Source organism: Rhodococcus sp. JG-3, from assembly GCF_000482405.1.
Classification (GTDB): Bacteria; Actinomycetota; Actinomycetes; order Mycobacteriales; family Mycobacteriaceae; genus Rhodococcoides; species Rhodococcoides fascians.
The window spans coordinates 1-19,129 of sequence record NZ_AXVF01000007.1 but is presented as its reverse complement, the minus strand read 5'-3'; the positions used below and the strand labels follow the sequence as shown (position 1 = coordinate 19,129).

Genomic DNA, 19,129 nt, shown 5'->3' with positions numbered 1-19,129 from the left:
TGCACCGCACTTCTGACATCAGAATGTCAGAAGACACGTGCACTCACCCTCGAAACGCCTGCAAAGAGTGCAGCCGTCTTCTGAAGTTGACACCTATGGGCATGTCGAAAGTGGTACCTGCGCTGCCGGTACGAGACATCGACACCGCTGCCGAGATATACGTCCGATCGTTCGGCTTCACGACCCGGTACACCGACCCGACTTTCGCGAGGCTCACCCGCGACGACGTCGAGATCCACTTGTGGGCCGCCGACGACGACAGCTGGGATACCCGTTCAGACCACGCGGCATGGCCGGTGTGCAGCGGAGCCGAGACGTTCCTTGCCGGCACCGCCAGCTGCCGCATCGCCGTGGACGAGATCAACGACCTTTACGCCGAGATGTCCCGCGCGGGGGTGCTTCACCCCGCAGACGTAGGCCGTCCCGTCTCGACAGGCTGGGGAACGACGGAGTTCGCAACTGTCGACATCGACGGCAATCTGATCACGTTCCATACCGAGAAGAGGCAACACGAGCCCAACACTCCAGGCGACGGCGCACCCTGACCCCACCCCCCCTCGAGGAGCAACGAGCCCGACGTCCCTCGTGCTGCCGCGGACTCGATGGCGGGCCGGACTCGGCCGGTTTGCCTTCGAGCCGACTCGAACCTTTAGTCTGCGGTCATGTCTGCTCTGTTGATCTCGCAACTGTCCTCGGCAACCGGGGTGCCAGCGACAACGCTGCGCTTCTACGAGAGCGAGGGCCTACTTCCGGCGGACCGAGCCCCGAACGGCTACCGTGTCTACGACGAACGAGCACAGCAGCGATTGGCGTTCATCACCGCCGCGAAGAGCCTGAATCTCACTCTGCCGCAGATCAAGTCGATGCTGCGTGTGTGGGAGAACGATTCGTGCGCCGCGGTGAAGTCCGGGCTGCGACCGGCACTGCGTGAACACATCGCCCGAGCAGAGGAGTCGATCGCGCAGCTGACCGTGCTGCGGGACGCGCTGACCGCCGCGCTGGTTCGTCTCGACGAGACCCCCGACGCGTCGACACCGTGCGACCCGCAATGCAGCTGGTTGGCGTCGACTTTGACCGCACCCGTGAGCGCGTCATGACCGAAACAGCGCGAACGTCGGCGGTGCAATGGTGGGACACCCACCAGATCGGCCTGTATCTACTCGCACTCGTCGCCGGCGCAGGGGTGGGGTTGTCCTTCCCCTCCGCAGCACCGACGTTCGAGCACGCCATCAATCCGGTGCTGATCGTTCTGCTCTACGCGACGTTCCTCGCAGTGCCGTTCGCCGCGATCGGCCGGTCCCTACGTGATGCCCGGTTCACCACCGCGGTGGTCGTTCTGAACTTCGCAGCCGTCCCCATCGTGGTGTTCGCACTGACCCGCATCATCGCCGGGAACGAAGCTGTCCTCGTCGGTGTGGTACTGGTGCTGCTCGCCCCCTGCATCGACTACGTCATCGTTTTCAGCGGACTGGCCGGCGCGGCGTCGGAACGCCTTCTCGCCGGGGCACCGCTGCTGATGTTGCTGCAGATCGCCCTGCTGCCGTTGTGGCTGTGGTTGTTCGTCGGGGCCGAGACTGTCTCGATCATCGACATCGCCCCCTTTGCCGAGGCGTTCGTTCTACTCATCGTGATCCCGCTGGCGCTGGCTGCGGCGACGCAGCTGTGGGCGCGACGTCGACGTCTGGGCGAGCAAATCATCGAGGCGATGGCAGCGGCGATGGTGCCGGTGATGATGGTGACACTCGCGGTCGTCGTCGCCTCCCAGATCGACTCAGTCCGCAGCCGTATCGACCAACTCGCCGCTGCTGCAGCCATCTTCGTGGTGTTTCTGATCGTGATGGCGTTCGTCGGTGTCGGTGCCGGGAAGGTGTTCGGTCAGGACGTGCCGGCGACGCGGGCGCTGGTGTTCTCCGGCGCCACCCGTAACTCGCTGGTCGTGCTGCCACTCGCCCTGGCGCTACCACCGGCGTTGAGCCTGGCCGCCGTGGTGGTCGTGACGCAGACCCTCGTGGAGTTGATCGGAATGGTGCTCTACGTCCGCTACGTGCCGCGTCTGGTGCCGGGCGAGACCACCGCCGCGACAGGACAGTCGACGCAGTGAGGGACGTCATCACACGCGCCGAGCGAGCATCGATGTCATGGACAAGGCGTGTGTCGAGCAACGTCCGGTCGACTGCTTCTACGGCGGGGCAATCGGTGTGCGGCGGTTCGTCCTGCTAGACCCCGACTTCGGCGGCAGAACCCACTCATGCTGATTCACCGTGCACAACACCATCACCACACGAGCGGTGATCGTCCTGAAATACAGGCGTGCAGGACACGTTTACCCGCGCGCAGTCAGGCCACGGTCAGATAGATCAATGCAATGTTGAGTGCGACGACGATTCCCGCGATGAGCCATGCCGCGTATGCGGTGATCCGGTGATTGACATCGCTGCCCATCAGGATGCGGTCCGATGTGAACCGCACCAAGGGAATCAACGCGAACGGGATACCGAACGACAGCACGACCTGCGAGACGACCAGTGCCCGACTGGGGTCGACTCCTGCTGCCAGAATTGCCAGTGCGGGAACAAGGGTCACCAGTCGTCGCACCAGAATCGGAATGCGCTTACGTAGTAGGCCGTCCATGATCATCGCGCCGGCGTACGCCCCGACCGATGTCGATGCAAGACCCGAGGCCAGCAGGCCCACCGCGAACAGCAGCGCCACGACCGGCCCCAGAGTGTCCCCTACCGCTGCGTGGGCTCCTTCGATGGAGTCGACACCCTCGCGGCCCCCCAACGTCGATGCCGCCAACAGCAGCATCGACATGTTCACCGCACCGGCCAGCAGCATCGCCAACCCGACATCGATCCGGGTGATCCGCAACAACCGCTGACGGACAGGCCCTGCCTCGGGGTGTCCGTGCCGGTCACGTGCAAGGCCGGAGTGCAGGTACACCGCGTGCGGCATGATCGTCGCACCGAGCATCGCGGCGGCGATCAACACGCTTTCCGCGCCGTCGAACCGCGGAATCAAACCGGCCGCGGCCTCGGTGAACGATGGCGGTTCCACGACGACGCTGGCAAGAAATCCGACGGCGATGACACCGAGTAGCCCGAGAATCACGAACTCGAAGGGCCGTTGGCCCCGCCGATCCTGGACCATCAGCAAGATCATCGATACGGCCCCGGTGATGAGGCCGCCGATCAGGAGCGGCAGGTCGAAGAGCAGGTAGAGGGCGATTGCACCGCCGACGATTTCGGCGAGGTCGGTCGCCATGGCGACCACCTCCGCTTGCCCCCAATATGCCAGTCGCACAGTCCTGCTCGACTTCTCGCGGACTACTTCGGGCAGTGTCATTCCGGTGACGATGCCGAGTTTGGCGGAGAGGAACTGGACGAGACCGGCCATCACGTTCGCGGCAACGATCACCCAGACCAGCAGGTATCCGAACTGCGCGCCGGCACTGACGTTGGAGGCGACGTTGCCGGGGTCGACGTAGGCGATCGCTGCGACGAAAGCCGGGCCGAGCAGAACCAGGCCCGACCGAAACCTCGAGGGCGGCCGAGACGATCGGCGCTGCAGCACAGACATGACCACACCCTCCGGCACCAACAGTATGTCAGGACCCTGAAAATATAGTTCGGCTACCCGAACAATGCAATGCGGCGTGGTGGTTCGGCGACATCTCGATCAGATGGGCAGGACCACTGCACTGACGAATTCGTTGCGGATCCAGGCGATGAACAACCCCCACACTCCGGTCAGCAGCGCCACGCCGACGGCGATCATGATGACACCGCCGGCGACCTTGATCTTCTGTGAGTTCCTCCGAAGCCACCCCACCCCGCGCATCGCCGAACTCGAACCGAACGCGAGGACGACGAACGGTAGGCCGAGTCCCATGCAGTACGCGACGATGAGAGTGACCCCGCGGGCTGCGGTTGCACCTTCGGTTCCTGCCGCGACAGACAGAACACCGGCGAGGGTGGGGCCCAGACACGGTGTCCAGCCGAGCGCGAACACACCGCCGAGCAGCGGCGCTCCAGCGAGGGACGAGATCTGCTGAGGTGCGAATCGGGTGTCGCGTTGCAGTGCGGGTATCAATCCGATGAACGCTGCACCCATGATGATCGTGATGACGCCGCCGACTCGTTGGAGTACTTGCTCGTTGATGCGCAAGGTGCCGATGACTCCGAAGATCGAGGCTGTGGCGAGGACGAATACGATCGTGAATCCGGCGACGAACAACGACGCTGCGCCGGCCACACGCCAGCGATTCGCCAGCTCCGGCGACGACGTGCCGGTGGTCGAGGTGCCGGTGGCCGAGGTGCCGGGCGATCGGGTATCGGCTGATTGGGCGTCGGCACCGGCGATTCCTGCCAGGTAGGACAGGTATCCCGGCACCAGCGGCACCACGCACGGGGAGGCGAACGAGACCAACCCGGCGAGCATGCATGCCGCGATCGCGAGCAGCAGGGGCCCGCTCGATGCCGCGTTCTGGAAGGCCGACCCGATGTCCTGGGCGAGAAGAGTCGTCATTCCGCGGCTATCCGTTCGACGACGGGAAGGAGGTCGTCGGTGAGCAGGGCGCGCATGAAGACCGCGGCCACGCGGTGCTGACGATCGAGTACCAGCGTCGAGGGGATCACGCTGGTCGGGTAGTTCCCGCCGAGGGCGACCAGTGTCCGCATCGAGGGATCGTAGATCGAGGGGTAGGAGACGTCGTTGTCGACGACGAAGTCCTGCGCTTTGTCCTTCTGTGGATCTCTGACGTTGAGACCGAGGAACTGCACGCCACGCTCGCGGGTGGTCTCGTAGACCTCCTCGAGGTCGTCGGCTTCGCCGCGGCAGGGGCCACACCACTGGCCCCAGAGATTGATCACGACGACCTTGCCGTCGTAGTCCGACAGAGCGGTCGTCTTGCCTTCCTCCATCAGATCGGGGCCGGCGAGTTCGCCTATGGTTCCGCGTGTTTCGGGGGGATCGTAGACGATGTCGGTTCGACCGCCGGGGGCGACGAAGTCGAAGCTGCCTCCCGGGGGCGCAGCCTGTGCGCCGTCGGAGCATCCGGAGATCAGTAGTACAAGGGCAAGAATCGATCCCATTGCCGCGGTGGGCGTGCTGCCCTGACGGCGCGCACCGACCCACACTGGTGGAAGACGTTTCATGAGGTGAAATCCTTTACTGCAGTGCGGATCTGGTCTGTCGTCTCGAACACTGTCGGGTCGGTGATGCGCTCGACCGTTCCGTCCGGGTGGAGGAGAAAGCTCAGGGGAAGGACCGGCGGTGCCGAGAGCGCGTCCAGGACGCTGCCGCCGTCGATGTAGTTCGGATAGCGGACGCCCAGTTGCGTGAGCAGCGCGGCCGCGTCCGCGGGCCGGTCCTCGACGTCGATTCCGATAACTGGGATCGCGTCGGGTTCTGCGGCGTAGGCATCGAGTACCGGCATCTCGTTGCGGCACGGGCCGCACCAGGATGCCCACAGGTTGATCAGCGTCACCTCGCTGCCGAGAACGTCGGCGAGATCGACATCGTCGGCGCTGCCGATGCAGCGCGCTATCACTCCCGCCAGCGGACCGCCTTCGCGCGGTACCGGCGGCGGACACAGCGGTAGCTCTGCTGCTCGTGCCGCGTCATCCGGCGGGCGGGACAATGTGGGTTCGGGTCCGACCGGCGCGACATTGTTGGCGATGGCCTCGGACGGGCCGCCCTCGACGCCACCGGAGCGGGGCCACAGTGCGACGATCGATGCAACGACAACGACGAGCATGACGATCGACCAGCCGCGCGTCATCGCCGTGACCTTCTTTCTCGAGAGAGCGGCAGAGGGGCGAACGGTACGTCGCGGATCATAGGAGCGTGGACCAGTACGACCAGAAACGCTGCGCGATCAGGGCGATGAGGGCGAGAAACCACACGGTCAGCGGAATCGAGTGATTGCGAATCAGCGAGTCAAGCCATAGCCGAAACCATTGCCCAAGAGCGGATTTCGACCTGGCGCGGTCGAGGTTGCGCAGCGTGACGTACCAGAAGATCGGTACGGTGACCGCCCACACCGCCATGCAGTACGGGCACAAGGCACCGATGTCGTAGAGGCTCTGCGCGATCAGCCAGTGCACGAAGACTGCGGCAGCAGTGACACCGACCTGCATCGCTCCCCAGAACCACTGCGCGAACACCGCACCGGCGAGAAGGGCAGCACCCACTGCTGCCACGACGGCGAAGCCTGCGATCCCGAGGAGGGAATTGGGAAATCCGAACGCAGACGCCTGCGGGGTGTCCATCACCGATCCGCAGTTGAGCACCGGGTTGATGCTGCAGGTCGGGGCGTAGGCGGGATCGAGCGCCAGAGCGAACTTTTCTACCGTGAGCACGAACGCGGCAGTCAGGCCGATCAGGCCGCCCACCAGCAGCAGCCAGGGCAGGCTCCGGCCGAACGATCCACCTTGTCGGGTCTCGTTCGCTGGGAGGTCAGCCGAGTGCAGAGTCGAGGGCATCGGCGAGGTCTCCGTACGTGGTGGGTTCGATCTTGGTGCCGTTGAGGAAGAACGTCGGGGTGCCCTGCACGCCGAGCGCGATCCCGTCCGCGACGTCGGCCTCGATGCGCGCGAGCGTCGCAGGGTCGGTGTAGGCGGCATCGAAGGCGCTCATGTCGAGCCCTTGCTCGACGGCGAAGCTGCGGAACAACTCGTCCTGCGGAACCTGCTGTTCGCCCCACTGCGCCTGCGTTTCGTACATGCGCTGATACATCGCCTCGAATCCGCCCTGCTGGGCCGCGGCCTCGACTGCGCGTGCGGCTCGTTCGGCATTGAAGTGCGAGGCGATCGGAAAGTAGCGGGCCACGAAGCTCACCCGGTCGCCGTACTCTTCACGCAATTGCTCGATCGCCGGGTAGGCCGATCGGCAGGCCTCGCACTCGAAGTCGAGGAACTCCACGAACGTGACCCGGCCGTCGGGCACCGAGTTCAACCGATGACTGTTCTCGCGCACCGCAATCGAGGCAGGGTCGGTCGCGGCCTGCTCGGCGGCGGCAGCATCCGGAGACCCCGATCGATCCACCACCAGAAATACAGCCAACGCGGCGGCGAACACGATCACCAGGGACAAGGAAATCTTCAACGCTCTGCTCATACAACTACCTTCTCGATTCGTTCGGATTGATCAATGGGTCCGATATGGGCGTTTCGACCCGCTATGACACTAACAATCGTACGAACGTTGACTAATGGTCCTTCCCTAACGATCGCATGATTGTTAGATTGTGCCCATGGCCTTGGAACCTCTGGACTCGTGCGATCTGTTGTGTATGGACCTCCCTTACGCCGAGAGGGTTCGCGCTACTCTGCCCGCGGTCGGCGATATCGAACCGGTAGCCGACGCTGCCCGAGCATTCGGCGACCCCACCCGACTGACCATCGCGCTCGCGTTGAACGCCGGCGGGCAGATGTGCGGCTGCGACATCGCGTGGATCGTGGGACAGAGCCAGAAGCTGGTCTCCCACCATCTCCGCAAACTCAAAGCCGCGGACGCCGTCACATCGAACAGAGACGGAAAGTTGGTCATGTATTCGCTCACCGACCGCGGCACCCGACTGCTCACGACACTGACCGAGGCACTGCCCACCGCCTCGGCCACCGCTGATCTCACCGGGGTCGATCATGGCTGACGCGTGCTGCGGACCTACCCCGGCAGCGCCGACCACCGAATCCACTGCTGACGGTGCGGACACGGGAGGTCCAGCTCCAACCGATGCACTCCCGAGGTTGTGGCAGGTCCGCGAGCTGCAACTCGCCTCGGCCGCCACGATCATCCTGGTCGCATCGTGGTTGCTCGGTCGAACGGGTGCCGATGCGGTTGCGACCGTCGGCGCTCTGATCGCTGCCGCGATCGCCGCCGTCACCTTCGTTCCCGCGACGGTGAGAAATCTGCGACACGGACGCATCGGTGTCGGCACGCTGATGACGATCGCGCTCCTCGGTGCCATCGCATTGGGCCAGATCCCCGAGGCCGCGATGCTCGGTATCTTGTTCTCCGTCGCCGAGGGACTCGAGGAATACGCGGTCACCAAGACCCGCCGCGGACTGCGCGCACTCCTGTCGTTGGTGCCGCCGACGGTATCTGTCCTGCGCGGTGGAACCGAGCAGGCCCTGTCCCCCGACGATGTCGTGATCGGGGACATCATGGTGCTGCGGCCGGGTGAGCGAGCTGCCACGGACGGCACCATCGCTCGCGGTTCGACGAATCTGGACGTGTCTGCGATCACCGGCGAGTCCGTGCCCATCGAAGCCGGTGTCGGTGACGAGGTGCATGCCGGTGCCATCAACGGCGGCGGGGCCATCGAGGTCACCGTCACCGCGCCGGCATCGGAGAGTTCGCTTGCTCGCATCGTCCGCATCGTCGAACAGGCCCAGGACCGAAAAGGGGCCGGCCAACGGCTCGCGGACCGTATCGCACGTCCGCTCGTGCCCTCGATCATGATTCTCGCCGTACTCGTCGCCGGCGTCGGTGCGGTGCTCGGTGACCCCATGTTGTGGCTCGAACGCGCACTGGTGGTCCTGGTCGCGGCATCACCGTGCGCGTTGGCCATCTCGGTGCCGCTGTCGGTGGTGGCGGCGATCGGGGCTGCGAGCCGCAACGGGGCATTGATCAAAGGCGGTGCAGCAGTGGAAGAGCTGGGCCGCATTCGCGTCGTCGCCTTGGACAAGACCGGCACCCTCACCGCAGGACGACCGGAGGTCGTCGACGTCGTCACCGCTGCGGGAATCAGCCGCGACGCCGCGCTGGCCGTTGCTGCTGCGCTCGAAGCGCGCAGCGAGCATCCACTCGCCCGCGCCGTACTGGCCTCCGTATCGACCGTCGCGGCAGCCGATGATGTCACTGCCATCGCCGGGCACGGCCTGACCGGCACCCTCGACGGAGCCGCGATCAGGCTCGGGAAACCGAGCTGGTTCGACACACACCCCAGCTCCGAGGAGTTCCGCGCCGACGTCGCTCGTCTCCAGAGCAGCGGTGCCACAGTCGTTCTCGTCGAACGCGCCGGAGTTCTGATCGCTGCGATCGCCGTCCGCGACGAACTGCGGCCCGAGGCCACCGAGGCTGTCCGCCAACTCACCGCGCTCGGTATCGACACTGCGATGCTCACCGGCGACAACGCGCTCACTGCGCAGGCTCTGGCGACCCAGGCGGGCATCACCGCCGTCCACGCCGAACTACTGCCCGAGGACAAAGCGGCCCTGCTGACCGACATCGCGGCCGGACGCAAGATTGCCATGGTCGGCGACGGCATCAACGACGCTCCCGCCTTGGCGACCGCAGATGTCGGTATCGCCATGGGCGCGATGGGAACCGACGTTGCCATCGAGACCGCCGATGTTGCCCTCATGGGGGAAGACCTCCGGCATCTACCGCAGGTGCTGGCCCACGCTCGACGCGCCCGGCGCATCATGATCGAGAACATCGCCTTGTCGATTGCCATCATCGGCGTGCTCGTCCCACTGGCTGCTACCGGTGTCCTGGGCTTGGCCACCGTGGTGCTCGTCCACGAACTCGCCGAAGTCCTGGTCATTGCCAATGCGATTCGCGCCGCCCGCACCACGCCCTTGGACGGTTTCGTGCCCCCGCCCGCGGCGTCCGGTGCCCTCAACGTCACGATCGCACCCGCAGCGGCTTTCGAGGATGCCTGCTGCGCTCCGGCTCCGACGCCGAGGAACACCGCACCTCTCGCATCTGGGAACCTACTGGCCTCCACCACCGCAACGTCACCATCGGCGATCGGAGCAGACGATGGCAGCTCCGGGTGCTCGGATGGATGTACCTGCTGCACATCGACCCCCGCTACGGCGAACTCTTCCGCGGAAAGAGGTAGAGACCGGTGAGCGGTGATCGAACTGCACGCAGGCTCTACGGGATAGAAATGACCGCAGCAGCAGGTGCATCGACAACAGAGGTGCGCTGGTACCACCTCGAACGAGCACACATCCTCTCGCAGCCCTGTTGACGGTTGCATGCTCGCAACCACGACTTGATGTCGAAAGCTGCTGCGACAGAACATGATCGGCGCGAATCCTGGGGCCAGTTGCTTCGGATCGTGGTCGCTGCTCCAGGATCGTGGTCAGGGCGATACCCGGCCGGTAACACCGGCCGGGTCGAGGCGGGACTGATGTCGCCGATGCCCATTCCGCAGGACCTTGCGGACGCGCTGGGGGGCACGTAGCGGGAGTCATCAGTTCAGGCCTGCGTAGGAGTGCAGCCCGGAGACGACCATGTTGATGATGAACAGGTTGAACAGCATCGCCACGAATCCGGCGATGTTGATCCATGCTGCGCGGGTGTTGCGCCATCCGCTGGTGGCGCGGGCGTGCAGGTAGGAGGCGTAGACGATCCAGGTGATGAAGGAGACCGTTTCTTTCGGGTCCCAGCCCCAGAATCGGCCCCATGCGGCTTCGGCCCAAATGGCACCGAGGATGACGCCGACGCCGAAGAGCGGAAATGCGAAGATCGTGGTCTTGTACGCCACGATGTCCAGAGTCTGAGCGGAGGGCAGACGGGCGACGATCCGGCTGGCTCGACTACCCGAGGCCTCGGGATGCTTCATCCGGATCAGGAACAGCGCGCTCGCAACCCCGGAGATCAAGAACACCCCGCTGCCGAGCGAGACGATCGAGACGTGCACCGGCAGCCAGTACGACTGCAGTGCCGGTACCACCGGTGCTGCGTCGGCGTACAGCACGGTGCCGGCGACGAACAGGAGGATCAACGTCGGCACCAGAACGAACAACCACAGGGTGCGCAGCTGCGTCGAGCGCAGCACCACCAGTGCAGCCAGTACACCGGCCGCGCAGGTGACCGAGACGAATTCGTACATGTTGCCCCACGGCGGGCGGCTGGCGGCGATCCCGCGAAGAACGATCGAGCCCACGTGCAGACTCAGTGCCACCATCACCAGCCCGAGTCCGGTACGGCCCAGACGTTCGGACGGAACCCGACGGGGTGCGTCGGGAATGCGACCTGGTGTCGTCGATGTCGCTGCGATCACCCGCGTGCGCAGTCGCTCCATATTGTGCAGCGCCGCGCTACGGGTCGTCGCGAGCTGACCGAGGAATGCGATTGCGGCGAGGAGATAGACCACGAAGGCGGTCTCGAAGCTGATGTCGCTCCAACGGGCGAGGGTGTCGTCGATCGGCATGGTGCTACACCGTTTCTCTGTCGTGGGTCTCGGAGTCGCTCGGGGCTATCTGCGGCCAGATCTGTGACCGGAGGGTCTGGAATTCGGGTCCCCAGCCGGCGTGATCGGTGCGAGCCAGGCCGCCCATGTCCACTCGCGAGAGGCCGTGTTCGCCAAGGTGGGCCCGGAACCAGACGCGGCGGCGTGTGATCACCAGGGAGATCAGTAGTCCGGTCATCATCGTGATGGCGAACACCAGGACCCACCGCTGCGCGGGGTCGTATCCGACCTGGAGATTCGCGAATTCCTTGGCACCGTCGAACCGGACGAGAGTGCCGTCGGAGAGGGTTGTCGATTCTCCGGGCCGCAGGTTGACCCGGTCCTGCTTGACCAGCCGACCCTGGTTGATCATCTCCTGGTCCAGGGAGAAGATCGACTGCGGGATGCCGGTGTCGAGACCGGTGTCGCCCTTGTAGATGTCCACTGCCACAGCGGGATCGACCAATTCCGGGAAGCGGGAGGAGAGCAGATTTCCGTTGAATTGCGCGGTGGGCGCGAAGAGTCCTTCGATGGCGATCTGGCCTCGGCGGCGTTCGTCGGCGGTGGGGTAGGTCCCCCCGGGTGGGTCGAATCGCAGCGCGCCGCTGCTGAGGAACGTGGTGGCGTCGTCGGGGCGGAACTGCAGGGCTTCGGTGCGGGTCTGGCCGTCGGGGAAGGTGACGGTGAACTCGGGGGCATAGCCGTGTCCGGTGAGGTAGATGCGTTCGTCGCCGAGCCGGAGGGGTTCGTTGACTTTGAGCTGATAATCGCGCCAGGTGTCGGCGGCGATGTCGTCGGCGCTCTGGTAGGAGATGTTCGAGGTGAACATCTCGGCCTGACCGTTCTCGAGATAATCGGCGGTGAAGTCCTTGACCCGGATACAGAACGGCTCGAGTCCGGTGCCGTCGGTGCTGTTGCCGGCGCGGAAGGAGTCGTAGACGGCGGGAGAAGTGTTGCAGAAACCGGGTCCGTTGTCGGCGATGACGATGACCGAGCCTTCGTAGCCGAACAGTTTGCCGATGGCGATAGCGGCGAGCAGACCGATCAGCGAGAAGTGGAAGAGCAAGTTCCCGGCCTCGCGGGTATAGCCCTTCTCGGCCGAGAGAGTCAGTGCCCCATCGGGCTCGGGTCGAACGACGGTACGCCACCCTTTCAAGTGCGGCGCGATGTCGGCAAGCACCTTCTCGGGGTCACCGGCGAGGGTGCCCGAATGATGCAACGGTAGTCGAGTGAGATTTCGGGGTACTCGAACAGGTTGTGCGCGAAGAGCTTTGCCGTGCTCGATCAACCGGGGAGTCAGACAGCCGATCAGAGACACGAACAGCAGGACGTAGATCGCGGTGAACCAGGAACTTGCGAACACGTCGAACAATTCCAGTGTGTCCATCACCGGCCCGAGAGCCGGGCGCGCGGCGATGTAGGCATCGACGGCCTGGGTATTGAGATTGCGCTGCGGCAGCAATGCGCCGGGGATTGCTGCGGCGGCGAGGAAAAACAGCAGCACCAGCGCTGTACGCATCGACGTCAGTTGTCGCCACCGGTTGCGCAGCATCGCCACCGTTCTGCGCACCAGTCCCGGCGAGTGCACACCGGGGTGTTCCTCGATCGTCATCTCCGCACGCCCGTCACCGACCACCATCTAAATACTACGCGACATAGTAGTTGATGGGTTCGGTGTGATGGAGCGTGGTCGGCGCAGCAGCGAGAACGCCAGTGCCGCAACAGCGCCGGTGGCGGCAATCCATTCCGGAACGCTGCCGGTGATCGTCGCCGGGGTGAGGGTGGTGCTCAGTGACACCTCGGTGACGACAGCTGCGGGGGTGAACAGCTCCGTGCGCTCGACGACCTCCCCGCGTGCATCGATGACGGCGCTGACGCCGCTGGTGGCCGACACGACGACGCTGCGCCCGTGTTCGACCGCTCGTACCCGCGACATGGCGAGTTGTTGATAGGTCATGTTCGTCCGACCGAAAGTGGCGTTGTTGGTGGGCACTGCGATCAGCTGGGCACCGGCGCGCACGGAGTCGGTGAGCAACGAGTCGAAGGCGACCTCGTAGCAGGTGGCCACCGCGACGGGCACTCCGGCGAGGTCGAGGACGCCGTTGCCCTGGCCCGGGGTGAAGTTTCCTGCCTGGGCGGCATAGGGAGAGAGTGCGGTGACGATCGTGCGCATCGGCAGGTACTCCCCGAACGGCACCAGTTGCCGCTTGTCGTGCCTCTGCCCGGGCCCGGTGCCGGGATCCCACACGATCGAGGTGTTGCTCGTGGTGCCGTCGTCTCGGCGGAGAACCGTGCCGACGAGTACGGGGACTCCGACGGCGCGGGCCGCGGCGGCGATACGTGCGGCGGCGTCGGGGTTGCGCAGGGGATCGATGTCGGAGGAGTTCTCCGGCCAGATGACCAGGTCGGGTGCGCGTACGCGGCCGGAGTCGATGTCGGCGGCGAGCTCGATGGTGCGCTGAACATGGTTGTCGAGAACCGCGCGTCGTTGGGCGTTGAAGTCGAGACCGAGACGCGGGACGTTGCCTTGCACCAAGGCGACGGTGACCGTGTCCTGCTGCGGCGGAGCGAACAGTGGAGCCACCACCGTGAGCGCCCCTACAGCAGTGGCCACACCGATGCACGACGCTGCTGCAGTTCTGCGGGTGATGCGACCGGAGGCAACGACGCCGGCCAGAGCGGACCCGATCAGCACCACGACGAACGACAACCCCGGCGCGCCGATCACCGCAGCCAGAGGCAGCAGCGGCCCGTCGGATTGACCGAATGCGATGCGGCCCCAAGGGAAGCCGCCGAACGGGACACGTGAGCGCGCAGCTTCGATCGCCACCCAGGCGCTCGCCACCCAGACCGGCGCCCACGGCAGTCGGGACATCCGATCCGCTACCGCGCCGAACATCGCCACGAAGAGGGCTTGAACGACGGCCAGCGCCAGCCACGGCACCGATCCGACGTACTCCCCCACCCACGGCAGCAGAGGCACGAAGAACGCCGAGCCGGCGACGAAGCCGTAGCCGGCCCCCGCACGCGTCCCTCGCCCGCGCACAGCCAACAGCAGCATTGCAAGTGCTACCGGGGCGAGAAACCACAGATCGATGGGCGGGAATGTGGCGTACAACATCAGCCCGGATGAGGCAGCCGCGAGGAGCCGGATCCAGGCACGGACTCCGTTGCTGCCGGTCACCCACCGCGCCCGGTTCGAGTCGTCGCCGGGTCGTCGAGGTCCGGGTTCTGTGTCAGGAGCCGCTCTCATGACGACATGAGCGTGCAGCCGGTACCGGAGAAATCTCTGCCGTTCATCAACTACTATGGTGCATAGTATTTTATGTGATGGCAACTCTGCGGCGGTGACCGATCCCCTTCCGTCGACACCCAGCACCTGTCCGAGGTACACACCCGAGAACGAGGATCCGTGAACCGCTCCCCCACCACGTCTCCCACGCGGCTGCGTGCTTACGCAGTGACTCTCGTGCTGACATTGGTCGCTACCGCGCTGACCGTCGACTACTGGGCGCAACAAGCATTGCCCGGCTCTCCGATCCCTCTACCGATCCTCGAATTGCGACTCGCCTTCAACCGCGGAATGGCCTTCAGTCTGGGCAATTCGCTGCCTCTATGGGTGATCGTGTCGGTCACGGCGACGATCACCGCCGGGGTCGCGGCCTACGGATGGCACAGCGCTCGGCACGGGGAGCAGTGGACCACGGTGGCGCTGGCGTTGATCCTCGCCGGCGCGCTGTCCAACGTTCTGGACCGGCTTGTCGACGGTGCGGTCACGGACTACTTTCACACCGGTTGGTGGCCGACATTCAACCTCGCCGACATCTACATCACCTGCGGGGTGGTGCTGATGATCGGGTCGGCACTGTTCACGCGAGAGGCCACAAAGATTACCCCTCGGTCCGCAGTGCCCGACAGCGCCGAATCGTGAACGTGCATGAGATACCTCGGCGGTCGAATCGAATGCCCTGCAGTGCACATACATTCGCGACAGGACAATCATGCTGATCCGCTCGAACAGTGAGGGTGATCGACACCGGAACTGCTCGAAACATAGTCGACTACAACCACCGACACGCGATCGTCGCCTCTCGCTCACCGAGGCGTACCGAGGGGAGCCTGCTGTATGAGCGAGGACATCCCGGCGCTACCGCGCCGTATTTTTCTCGCTACGAGCTGCGCTACAGCGTGCCTGGCTGCCGCCGGATGCAGCGTCGGCGAAGCCCCGTCCGGTGAGGACACCGCTTCCGACGGTCCCGTCACCTTGTCGGTGAACGATGTTCCTGTCGGCGGTGGAATCGTGCTCGCCGACCGGCAGGTCGTCGTCACCCAACCGGAACCCGGTATCTTCCGGGCCTTCTCGGCTATCTGTTCTCACCAAGGGTGCACAGTGAACCGAGTTCGCAACGGCACGATCGAGTGCCCCTGCCACAACAGTGCGTTCTCGATCACCGACGGGGCGGTCATGCGCAGCCCCGCCACCGAGCCACTGCCGAACCGTGCCGTGACCAGAACCGTAGATACCCTCACAGTCGACTGATCCATCACCGGGCGCGAACATGCGAGGTGGACGGGTTCGGGGTGAACGGTCTCGACCGGGCCGATGTGCGGCACTCGAGGACCCACTCTGTGCCCCCACCCGACGGGTGCCGGTTCGGTACATCGCTGCCGTGTCGACGACAGCACAGCGTGCCGATCGCGCACCGGGTCGAGACCTGCCTACCAATTGACCTCTCGGCACCGGCCTTCGCCTTCCCGGGGTTCGACCTGCACAGTGGCGTGTTCGAGACCGAACTCGTTGCGGAGAACCTGCTGCGCTGCAGCGAGCACCCGCGGTGTCTCGGCCTCCGGGGCGACCGTCAGATGCGCCGACGCGACCTCCATCCCCGACGTCAGTGTCCATATGTGCAGATCGTGCACCTCTTCGACATCGTCGACATCGGTCAGGGCCCTTTCCACGGCGGCGACATCGATGCCCGCCGGAGCATGTTGCAGCAGAATTCGTACGGCGTGACGGCCCAGGTTGAACGCGCGTGGCAGGACGAACACGCCGATGGCGACCGCGATGACCGGGTCGGCGTACCGCCACCCGAACAGGACGGTGACCAGTCCGCTGACCAGTACGCCGATCGAGCCGAGCATGTCCGCCATCACCTCGAGATACGCACCCCGAACATTGAGGCTGTCCTTGGCGCCGCTGCGCAGCAGGACGAACGCGATGAGGTTCATCACGAGCCCGAGGGTGGCCACCGCCATCACCGGGACGCCGGGGACCTCGGGCGGATTCGTGATGCGTTGCGCGGCTTCGTAGAGAATCCAACCGGCCACACCGAACAGCAGAAGTGCATTGAACAATGCGGCGAACACCTCGGCTCGGTAGAGCCCGAACGTGCGGGCAGCCTTGGTCGATCGTCGCTGTGCGAGTGTGATCGCCACGATCGCCATCAGCACCCCGAACACGTCGGTGAACACGTGTGCGGAATCGGAGAGCAACGCCAGCGACGAGGTGGACAGGCCGACGACGACCTGCGTCACCAGGGTGACCGCCCCCAGACCGACAGCGATCCACAGTCGCCCGAGGTGCTTACCGGACGCGCTGGCCGGTGAACCCGGCTCTATCCCGTGGCCATGTCCGTGCCCCATCGTTGCTCCTTCGTCGTGTCAGATCCGCAGAACGACAACATATTGCGATATGCGCATACATGCAAGTGTTGAAGGATCATCCGGCGGTGGCTGCCCGGACTCGTACAACTATCATTCGTAGTAGTTCATTGTCGGCGCAGGTCGGACTGCCTCGCGCCCATGCCGGAAACACGATCCACCGGGAAGAGGCGCACACCATGGCCACCGAAGCGGCCCATTCGACCCGCGGCGCAGTGGATCGACGCTCCGGATCGCAGGTGATGGTGCTGTGCGCAGCGATTGCCGCGGTGGTCGCTGCACTGCTCGCAGCGATGTCGACGTCGCAAGCGCTCGTGCTGTTGGGTCTGCCCGATCCGGGCCCGATCACCACGTACGGGATCCCGGCACTGACCGCGATCGGCGAGGTGGCTGCCGTCGTGGCGGCGGGGTCGCTGCTCCTCGCGGCATTTCTCGTTCCGCCTCAGAGGTCGGGTGTGCTCGACATCGACGGGTACGTAGCCGTCCGCACCGCGGCGAAGGCCTCCGCAGTGTGGGCGGTGTGCGCGGCGGCGTTGGTGCCGCTGACACTCTCGGACGCCTCGGGTCAACCTGTCGGATCCGTTGCAGCGCAACCGGTGCAGTTCCTCGGTGCGATCGGCGATGTCGAGGCCTCCACTGCATGGGCCATCACCTCTGCGGTCGCGGCGATCACCGCCGCAGCATGCGCGGCGGTGTTGCGGCATCGATGGACCCCCGCCTTGTTCGCCCTGTCGATGCTCGCGTTGATCCCGCGCGCGGTCACCGGCCACTCCTCGACCGGCGGCAATCACGACATCGCGACGAACTCGTTGATCCTGCACATCCTCGCTGCCGCGCTGTGGGTGGGCGGACTCCTCGCACTTCTCGCTCATGCGCTGCGCGGAGGTGGGCACCTTGCCGTCGCGACCCGCCGCTACTCGACGCTCGCTCTGGTCGCGTTCGTGATCATGGCGGTCTCCGGAGTGGTCAACGCTGCCGTGCGAGTGCCCGTGACGTCGCTGTGGGATTCGACGTACGGCGCTCTGATACTGGCGAAGATCGCAGCTCTGGCGATCGTGGGGACCCTCGGGTGGATACAGCGACGACGAACGGTCCGCGCTCTGGCTCACGACCCCGCGAGGCGCAGATCCCTGATCACGTTGTCGATGATCGAGACCCTCGTTCTCGTCACCACCGTGGGCCTGGCGGTCGCACTGGGCCGCACTCCCCCGCCCCCGCCGCAGGACACCTCGCTGCCCCAGGCGCACGAAGAGGCCTTGGGCTACGTGTTGGACGGCCCGCCCACCGCTGCGCGGTTGGCGTTCGAGTGGCGTTTCGACCTGGTGTTCGGCTCCGCGGCGGTGATCGCGGCCGTCCTGTATCTGGTGGCCGTGCGGCGCCGTCGGCGGGCAGGCCTGTCATGGCGGCGGCGGTGGACAGCGAGCTGGTTGGCGGGTACTGCGGTGCTGCTCGTGGCGACCTCGTCCGGGGTCGGGTTCTACAGCCCGGCGATGTTCAGCGTGCACATGGCGGGACTGACCGCGGTCGCCGTCGCCGTGCCGTTGCTGTTGGTCCTCGGCCGACCGGCAACCTTGTTCGCCTCGGTCCTGCCGACCGCGTCGGCCGCCGAAGCACCGGGCTCGCGCGAATGGCTCCGGGCTGCATGGCAGAGCCGAGCAGCCCGGATCGCGATACACCCGTGGGTCAGCACCACGGTGTTCCTGAGCAGCTTCTACCTGCTCTACCCCGGCGGACTGTTCGACACCGTCGCCGACTCGCATGTGGCACACATGGTGATGAAGGGCTGGTTCCTGACCGTCGGGATGGTGATGTTCTGGGGCACGGTCGGCGAAGACCCGGTACCGAGACCGATCGCGGGACTGACGAAGTTGCTCGCGAGTATCACCGCATTGGCCGGGTTCGCATTCTTCCTCGTCGTGACGATCGATCTCGAGACCGCGCTCGGAGCGAGCTTCTACAGCGGACTGCGTCTGGACTGGAACGCAGACCTGCTGGCCGACCAGCGGCGCGGCGGCACTCTGGCGTGGGGCATCGGGGAGTTGCCGTTGCTCGCTGCCGCGGTTCTCGCCGCGGTCCGGTGGTCGGCGGCCGACGAGAGCGCGGCACGGCAACGAGACCGCCGAGTCGACGATCAAGGTGATACCGAACTCGAGGCGTACAACACCATGCTCGGTGGCCTGTCCTCTCGGCGCGATCACCCCTGATACCCGAAACGCCCAGCCCTGTTCCGGTGCGGATGTCGTAGCCCGGCGGGATGTCGTAGCCCGGCGGGATGTC

18 protein-coding genes and 1 pseudogene are annotated in these 19,129 nt (G+C 65.4%); 9 read left to right on the top strand and 10 right to left on the bottom strand.

Annotation, left to right across the window (positions count from 1 at the left end; genetic code table 11):
* The first annotated feature begins 101 nt into the window (after positions 1–101).
* From K414_RS0100950 to K414_RS0100940, 3 genes are all read left to right on the top strand, one after another.
* Entirely contained in the window at positions 102–545 is a 444-nt protein-coding gene (locus K414_RS0100950; RefSeq protein ID WP_237606111.1) for a VOC family protein, read from the top strand.
* Between the two features lie 117 nt (positions 546–662).
* Positions 663–1,097: a MerR family transcriptional regulator gene (locus tag K414_RS25695; protein WP_051364851.1), complete on the top strand. Its 435-nt coding sequence runs from the start codon at positions 663–665 to the stop codon at positions 1,095–1,097.
* Positions 1,094–2,101, top strand: a complete 1,008-nt coding sequence (locus tag K414_RS0100940; protein ID WP_032407487.1) for a bile acid:sodium symporter — start codon at positions 1,094–1,096, stop codon at positions 2,099–2,101. The genes K414_RS25695 and K414_RS0100940 overlap by 4 nt, the downstream gene beginning before the upstream one ends.
* 236 nt (positions 2,102–2,337) lie before the next feature.
* Here the strand turns inward: K414_RS0100940 and K414_RS0100930 are convergent, their stop codons facing one another.
* The 6 genes from K414_RS0100930 to K414_RS0100905 form a co-directional block, all read right to left on the bottom strand.
* A complete protein-coding gene (locus K414_RS0100930; protein WP_027494232.1) occupies positions 2,338–3,579 on the bottom strand; it encodes an Nramp family divalent metal transporter in 1,242 nt (413 codons plus the stop codon).
* Between the two features lie 99 nt (positions 3,580–3,678).
* Positions 3,679–4,527 carry a cytochrome c biogenesis CcdA family protein gene (locus K414_RS0100925; RefSeq protein ID WP_027494231.1) on the bottom strand — a complete coding sequence of 283 codons (849 nt, stop codon included), beginning with the start codon at positions 4,525–4,527 and terminating at the stop codon, positions 3,679–3,681.
* Positions 4,524–5,093, bottom strand: a complete 570-nt coding sequence (locus K414_RS0100920) for a TlpA disulfide reductase family protein (RefSeq protein WP_027494230.1) — start codon at positions 5,091–5,093, stop codon at positions 4,524–4,526. Before K414_RS0100920 ends, K414_RS0100925 begins: the two co-directional genes overlap by 4 nt.
* Before the next feature lie 59 nt (positions 5,094–5,152).
* A complete protein-coding gene (locus K414_RS0100915; RefSeq protein ID WP_027494229.1) occupies positions 5,153–5,782 on the bottom strand; it encodes a TlpA disulfide reductase family protein in 630 nt (209 codons plus the stop codon).
* A gap of 55 nt (positions 5,783–5,837) precedes the next feature.
* Positions 5,838–6,485 carry a vitamin K epoxide reductase family protein gene (locus tag K414_RS0100910; RefSeq protein ID WP_027494228.1) on the bottom strand — a complete coding sequence of 216 codons (648 nt, stop codon included), beginning with the start codon at positions 6,483–6,485 and terminating at the stop codon, positions 5,838–5,840.
* Positions 6,460–7,119, bottom strand: coding sequence for a thioredoxin domain-containing protein (locus K414_RS0100905; protein ID WP_027494227.1), 660 nt, complete (start codon positions 7,117–7,119; stop codon positions 6,460–6,462). Before K414_RS0100905 ends, K414_RS0100910 begins: the two co-directional genes overlap by 26 nt.
* A gap of 136 nt (positions 7,120–7,255) precedes the next feature.
* Between K414_RS0100905 and K414_RS0100900 the strand changes: the two genes are divergently transcribed.
* From K414_RS0100900 to K414_RS25690, 3 genes and pseudogenes are all read left to right on the top strand, one after another.
* Positions 7,256–7,654, top strand: coding sequence for a metalloregulator ArsR/SmtB family transcription factor (locus K414_RS0100900; RefSeq protein WP_027494226.1), 399 nt, complete (start codon positions 7,256–7,258; stop codon positions 7,652–7,654).
* On the top strand, positions 7,647–9,863 hold the full coding sequence (locus K414_RS0100895; protein ID WP_027494225.1) for a cation-translocating P-type ATPase: 2,217 nt from the start codon (positions 7,647–7,649) through the stop codon (positions 9,861–9,863). The genes K414_RS0100900 and K414_RS0100895 overlap by 8 nt, the downstream gene beginning before the upstream one ends.
* Positions 9,860–10,201, top strand: a pseudogene (locus tag K414_RS25690) (DUF3703 domain-containing protein). Before K414_RS0100895 ends, K414_RS25690 begins: the two are co-directional and overlap by 4 nt.
* 9 nt (positions 10,202–10,210) lie before the next feature.
* On the opposite strand, the gene ccsB reads toward K414_RS25690, so the two are convergent.
* Genes ccsB through lnt form a run of 3 tightly spaced genes read right to left on the bottom strand, consistent with a single transcriptional unit; the run spans position 10,211 to position 14,312 of the window.
* Positions 10,211–11,173, bottom strand: a complete 963-nt coding sequence (gene ccsB / locus K414_RS0100885; protein WP_027494224.1) for a c-type cytochrome biogenesis protein CcsB — start codon at positions 11,171–11,173, stop codon at positions 10,211–10,213.
* Positions 11,174–11,177: 4 nt separating this feature from the next.
* Positions 11,178–12,803, bottom strand: a complete 1,626-nt coding sequence (locus tag K414_RS0100880) for a cytochrome c biogenesis protein ResB (RefSeq protein ID WP_051364853.1) — start codon at positions 12,801–12,803, stop codon at positions 11,178–11,180.
* Between the two features lie 27 nt (positions 12,804–12,830).
* Positions 12,831–14,312, bottom strand: a complete 1,482-nt coding sequence (gene lnt, locus K414_RS25685; RefSeq protein WP_237606112.1) for an apolipoprotein N-acyltransferase — start codon at positions 14,310–14,312, stop codon at positions 12,831–12,833.
* A gap of 291 nt (positions 14,313–14,603) precedes the next feature.
* On the opposite strand from lnt, the gene lspA reads away from it, so the two are divergent.
* The gene (lspA, locus tag K414_RS25680) at positions 14,604–15,122 is read left to right on the top strand and encodes a signal peptidase II (RefSeq protein ID WP_032407490.1); all 519 of its coding nucleotides are present in this window, start codon (positions 14,604–14,606) and stop codon (positions 15,120–15,122) included.
* Positions 15,123–15,317: 195 nt separating this feature from the next.
* A complete protein-coding gene (locus tag K414_RS0100865) occupies positions 15,318–15,731 on the top strand; it encodes a Rieske (2Fe-2S) protein (RefSeq protein WP_027494222.1) in 414 nt (137 codons plus the stop codon).
* A gap of 179 nt (positions 15,732–15,910) precedes the next feature.
* On the opposite strand, the gene K414_RS0100860 is transcribed toward K414_RS0100865, so the two are convergent.
* Entirely contained in the window at positions 15,911–16,834 is a 924-nt protein-coding gene (locus K414_RS0100860) for a cation diffusion facilitator family transporter (protein ID WP_008720942.1), read from the bottom strand.
* A gap of 197 nt (positions 16,835–17,031) precedes the next feature.
* Between K414_RS0100860 and K414_RS0100855 the strand changes: the two genes are divergently transcribed.
* A complete protein-coding gene (locus K414_RS0100855; RefSeq protein WP_032373357.1) occupies positions 17,032–19,056 on the top strand; it encodes a cytochrome c oxidase assembly protein in 2,025 nt (674 codons plus the stop codon).
* Positions 19,057–19,129: the final 73 nt, after the last annotated feature.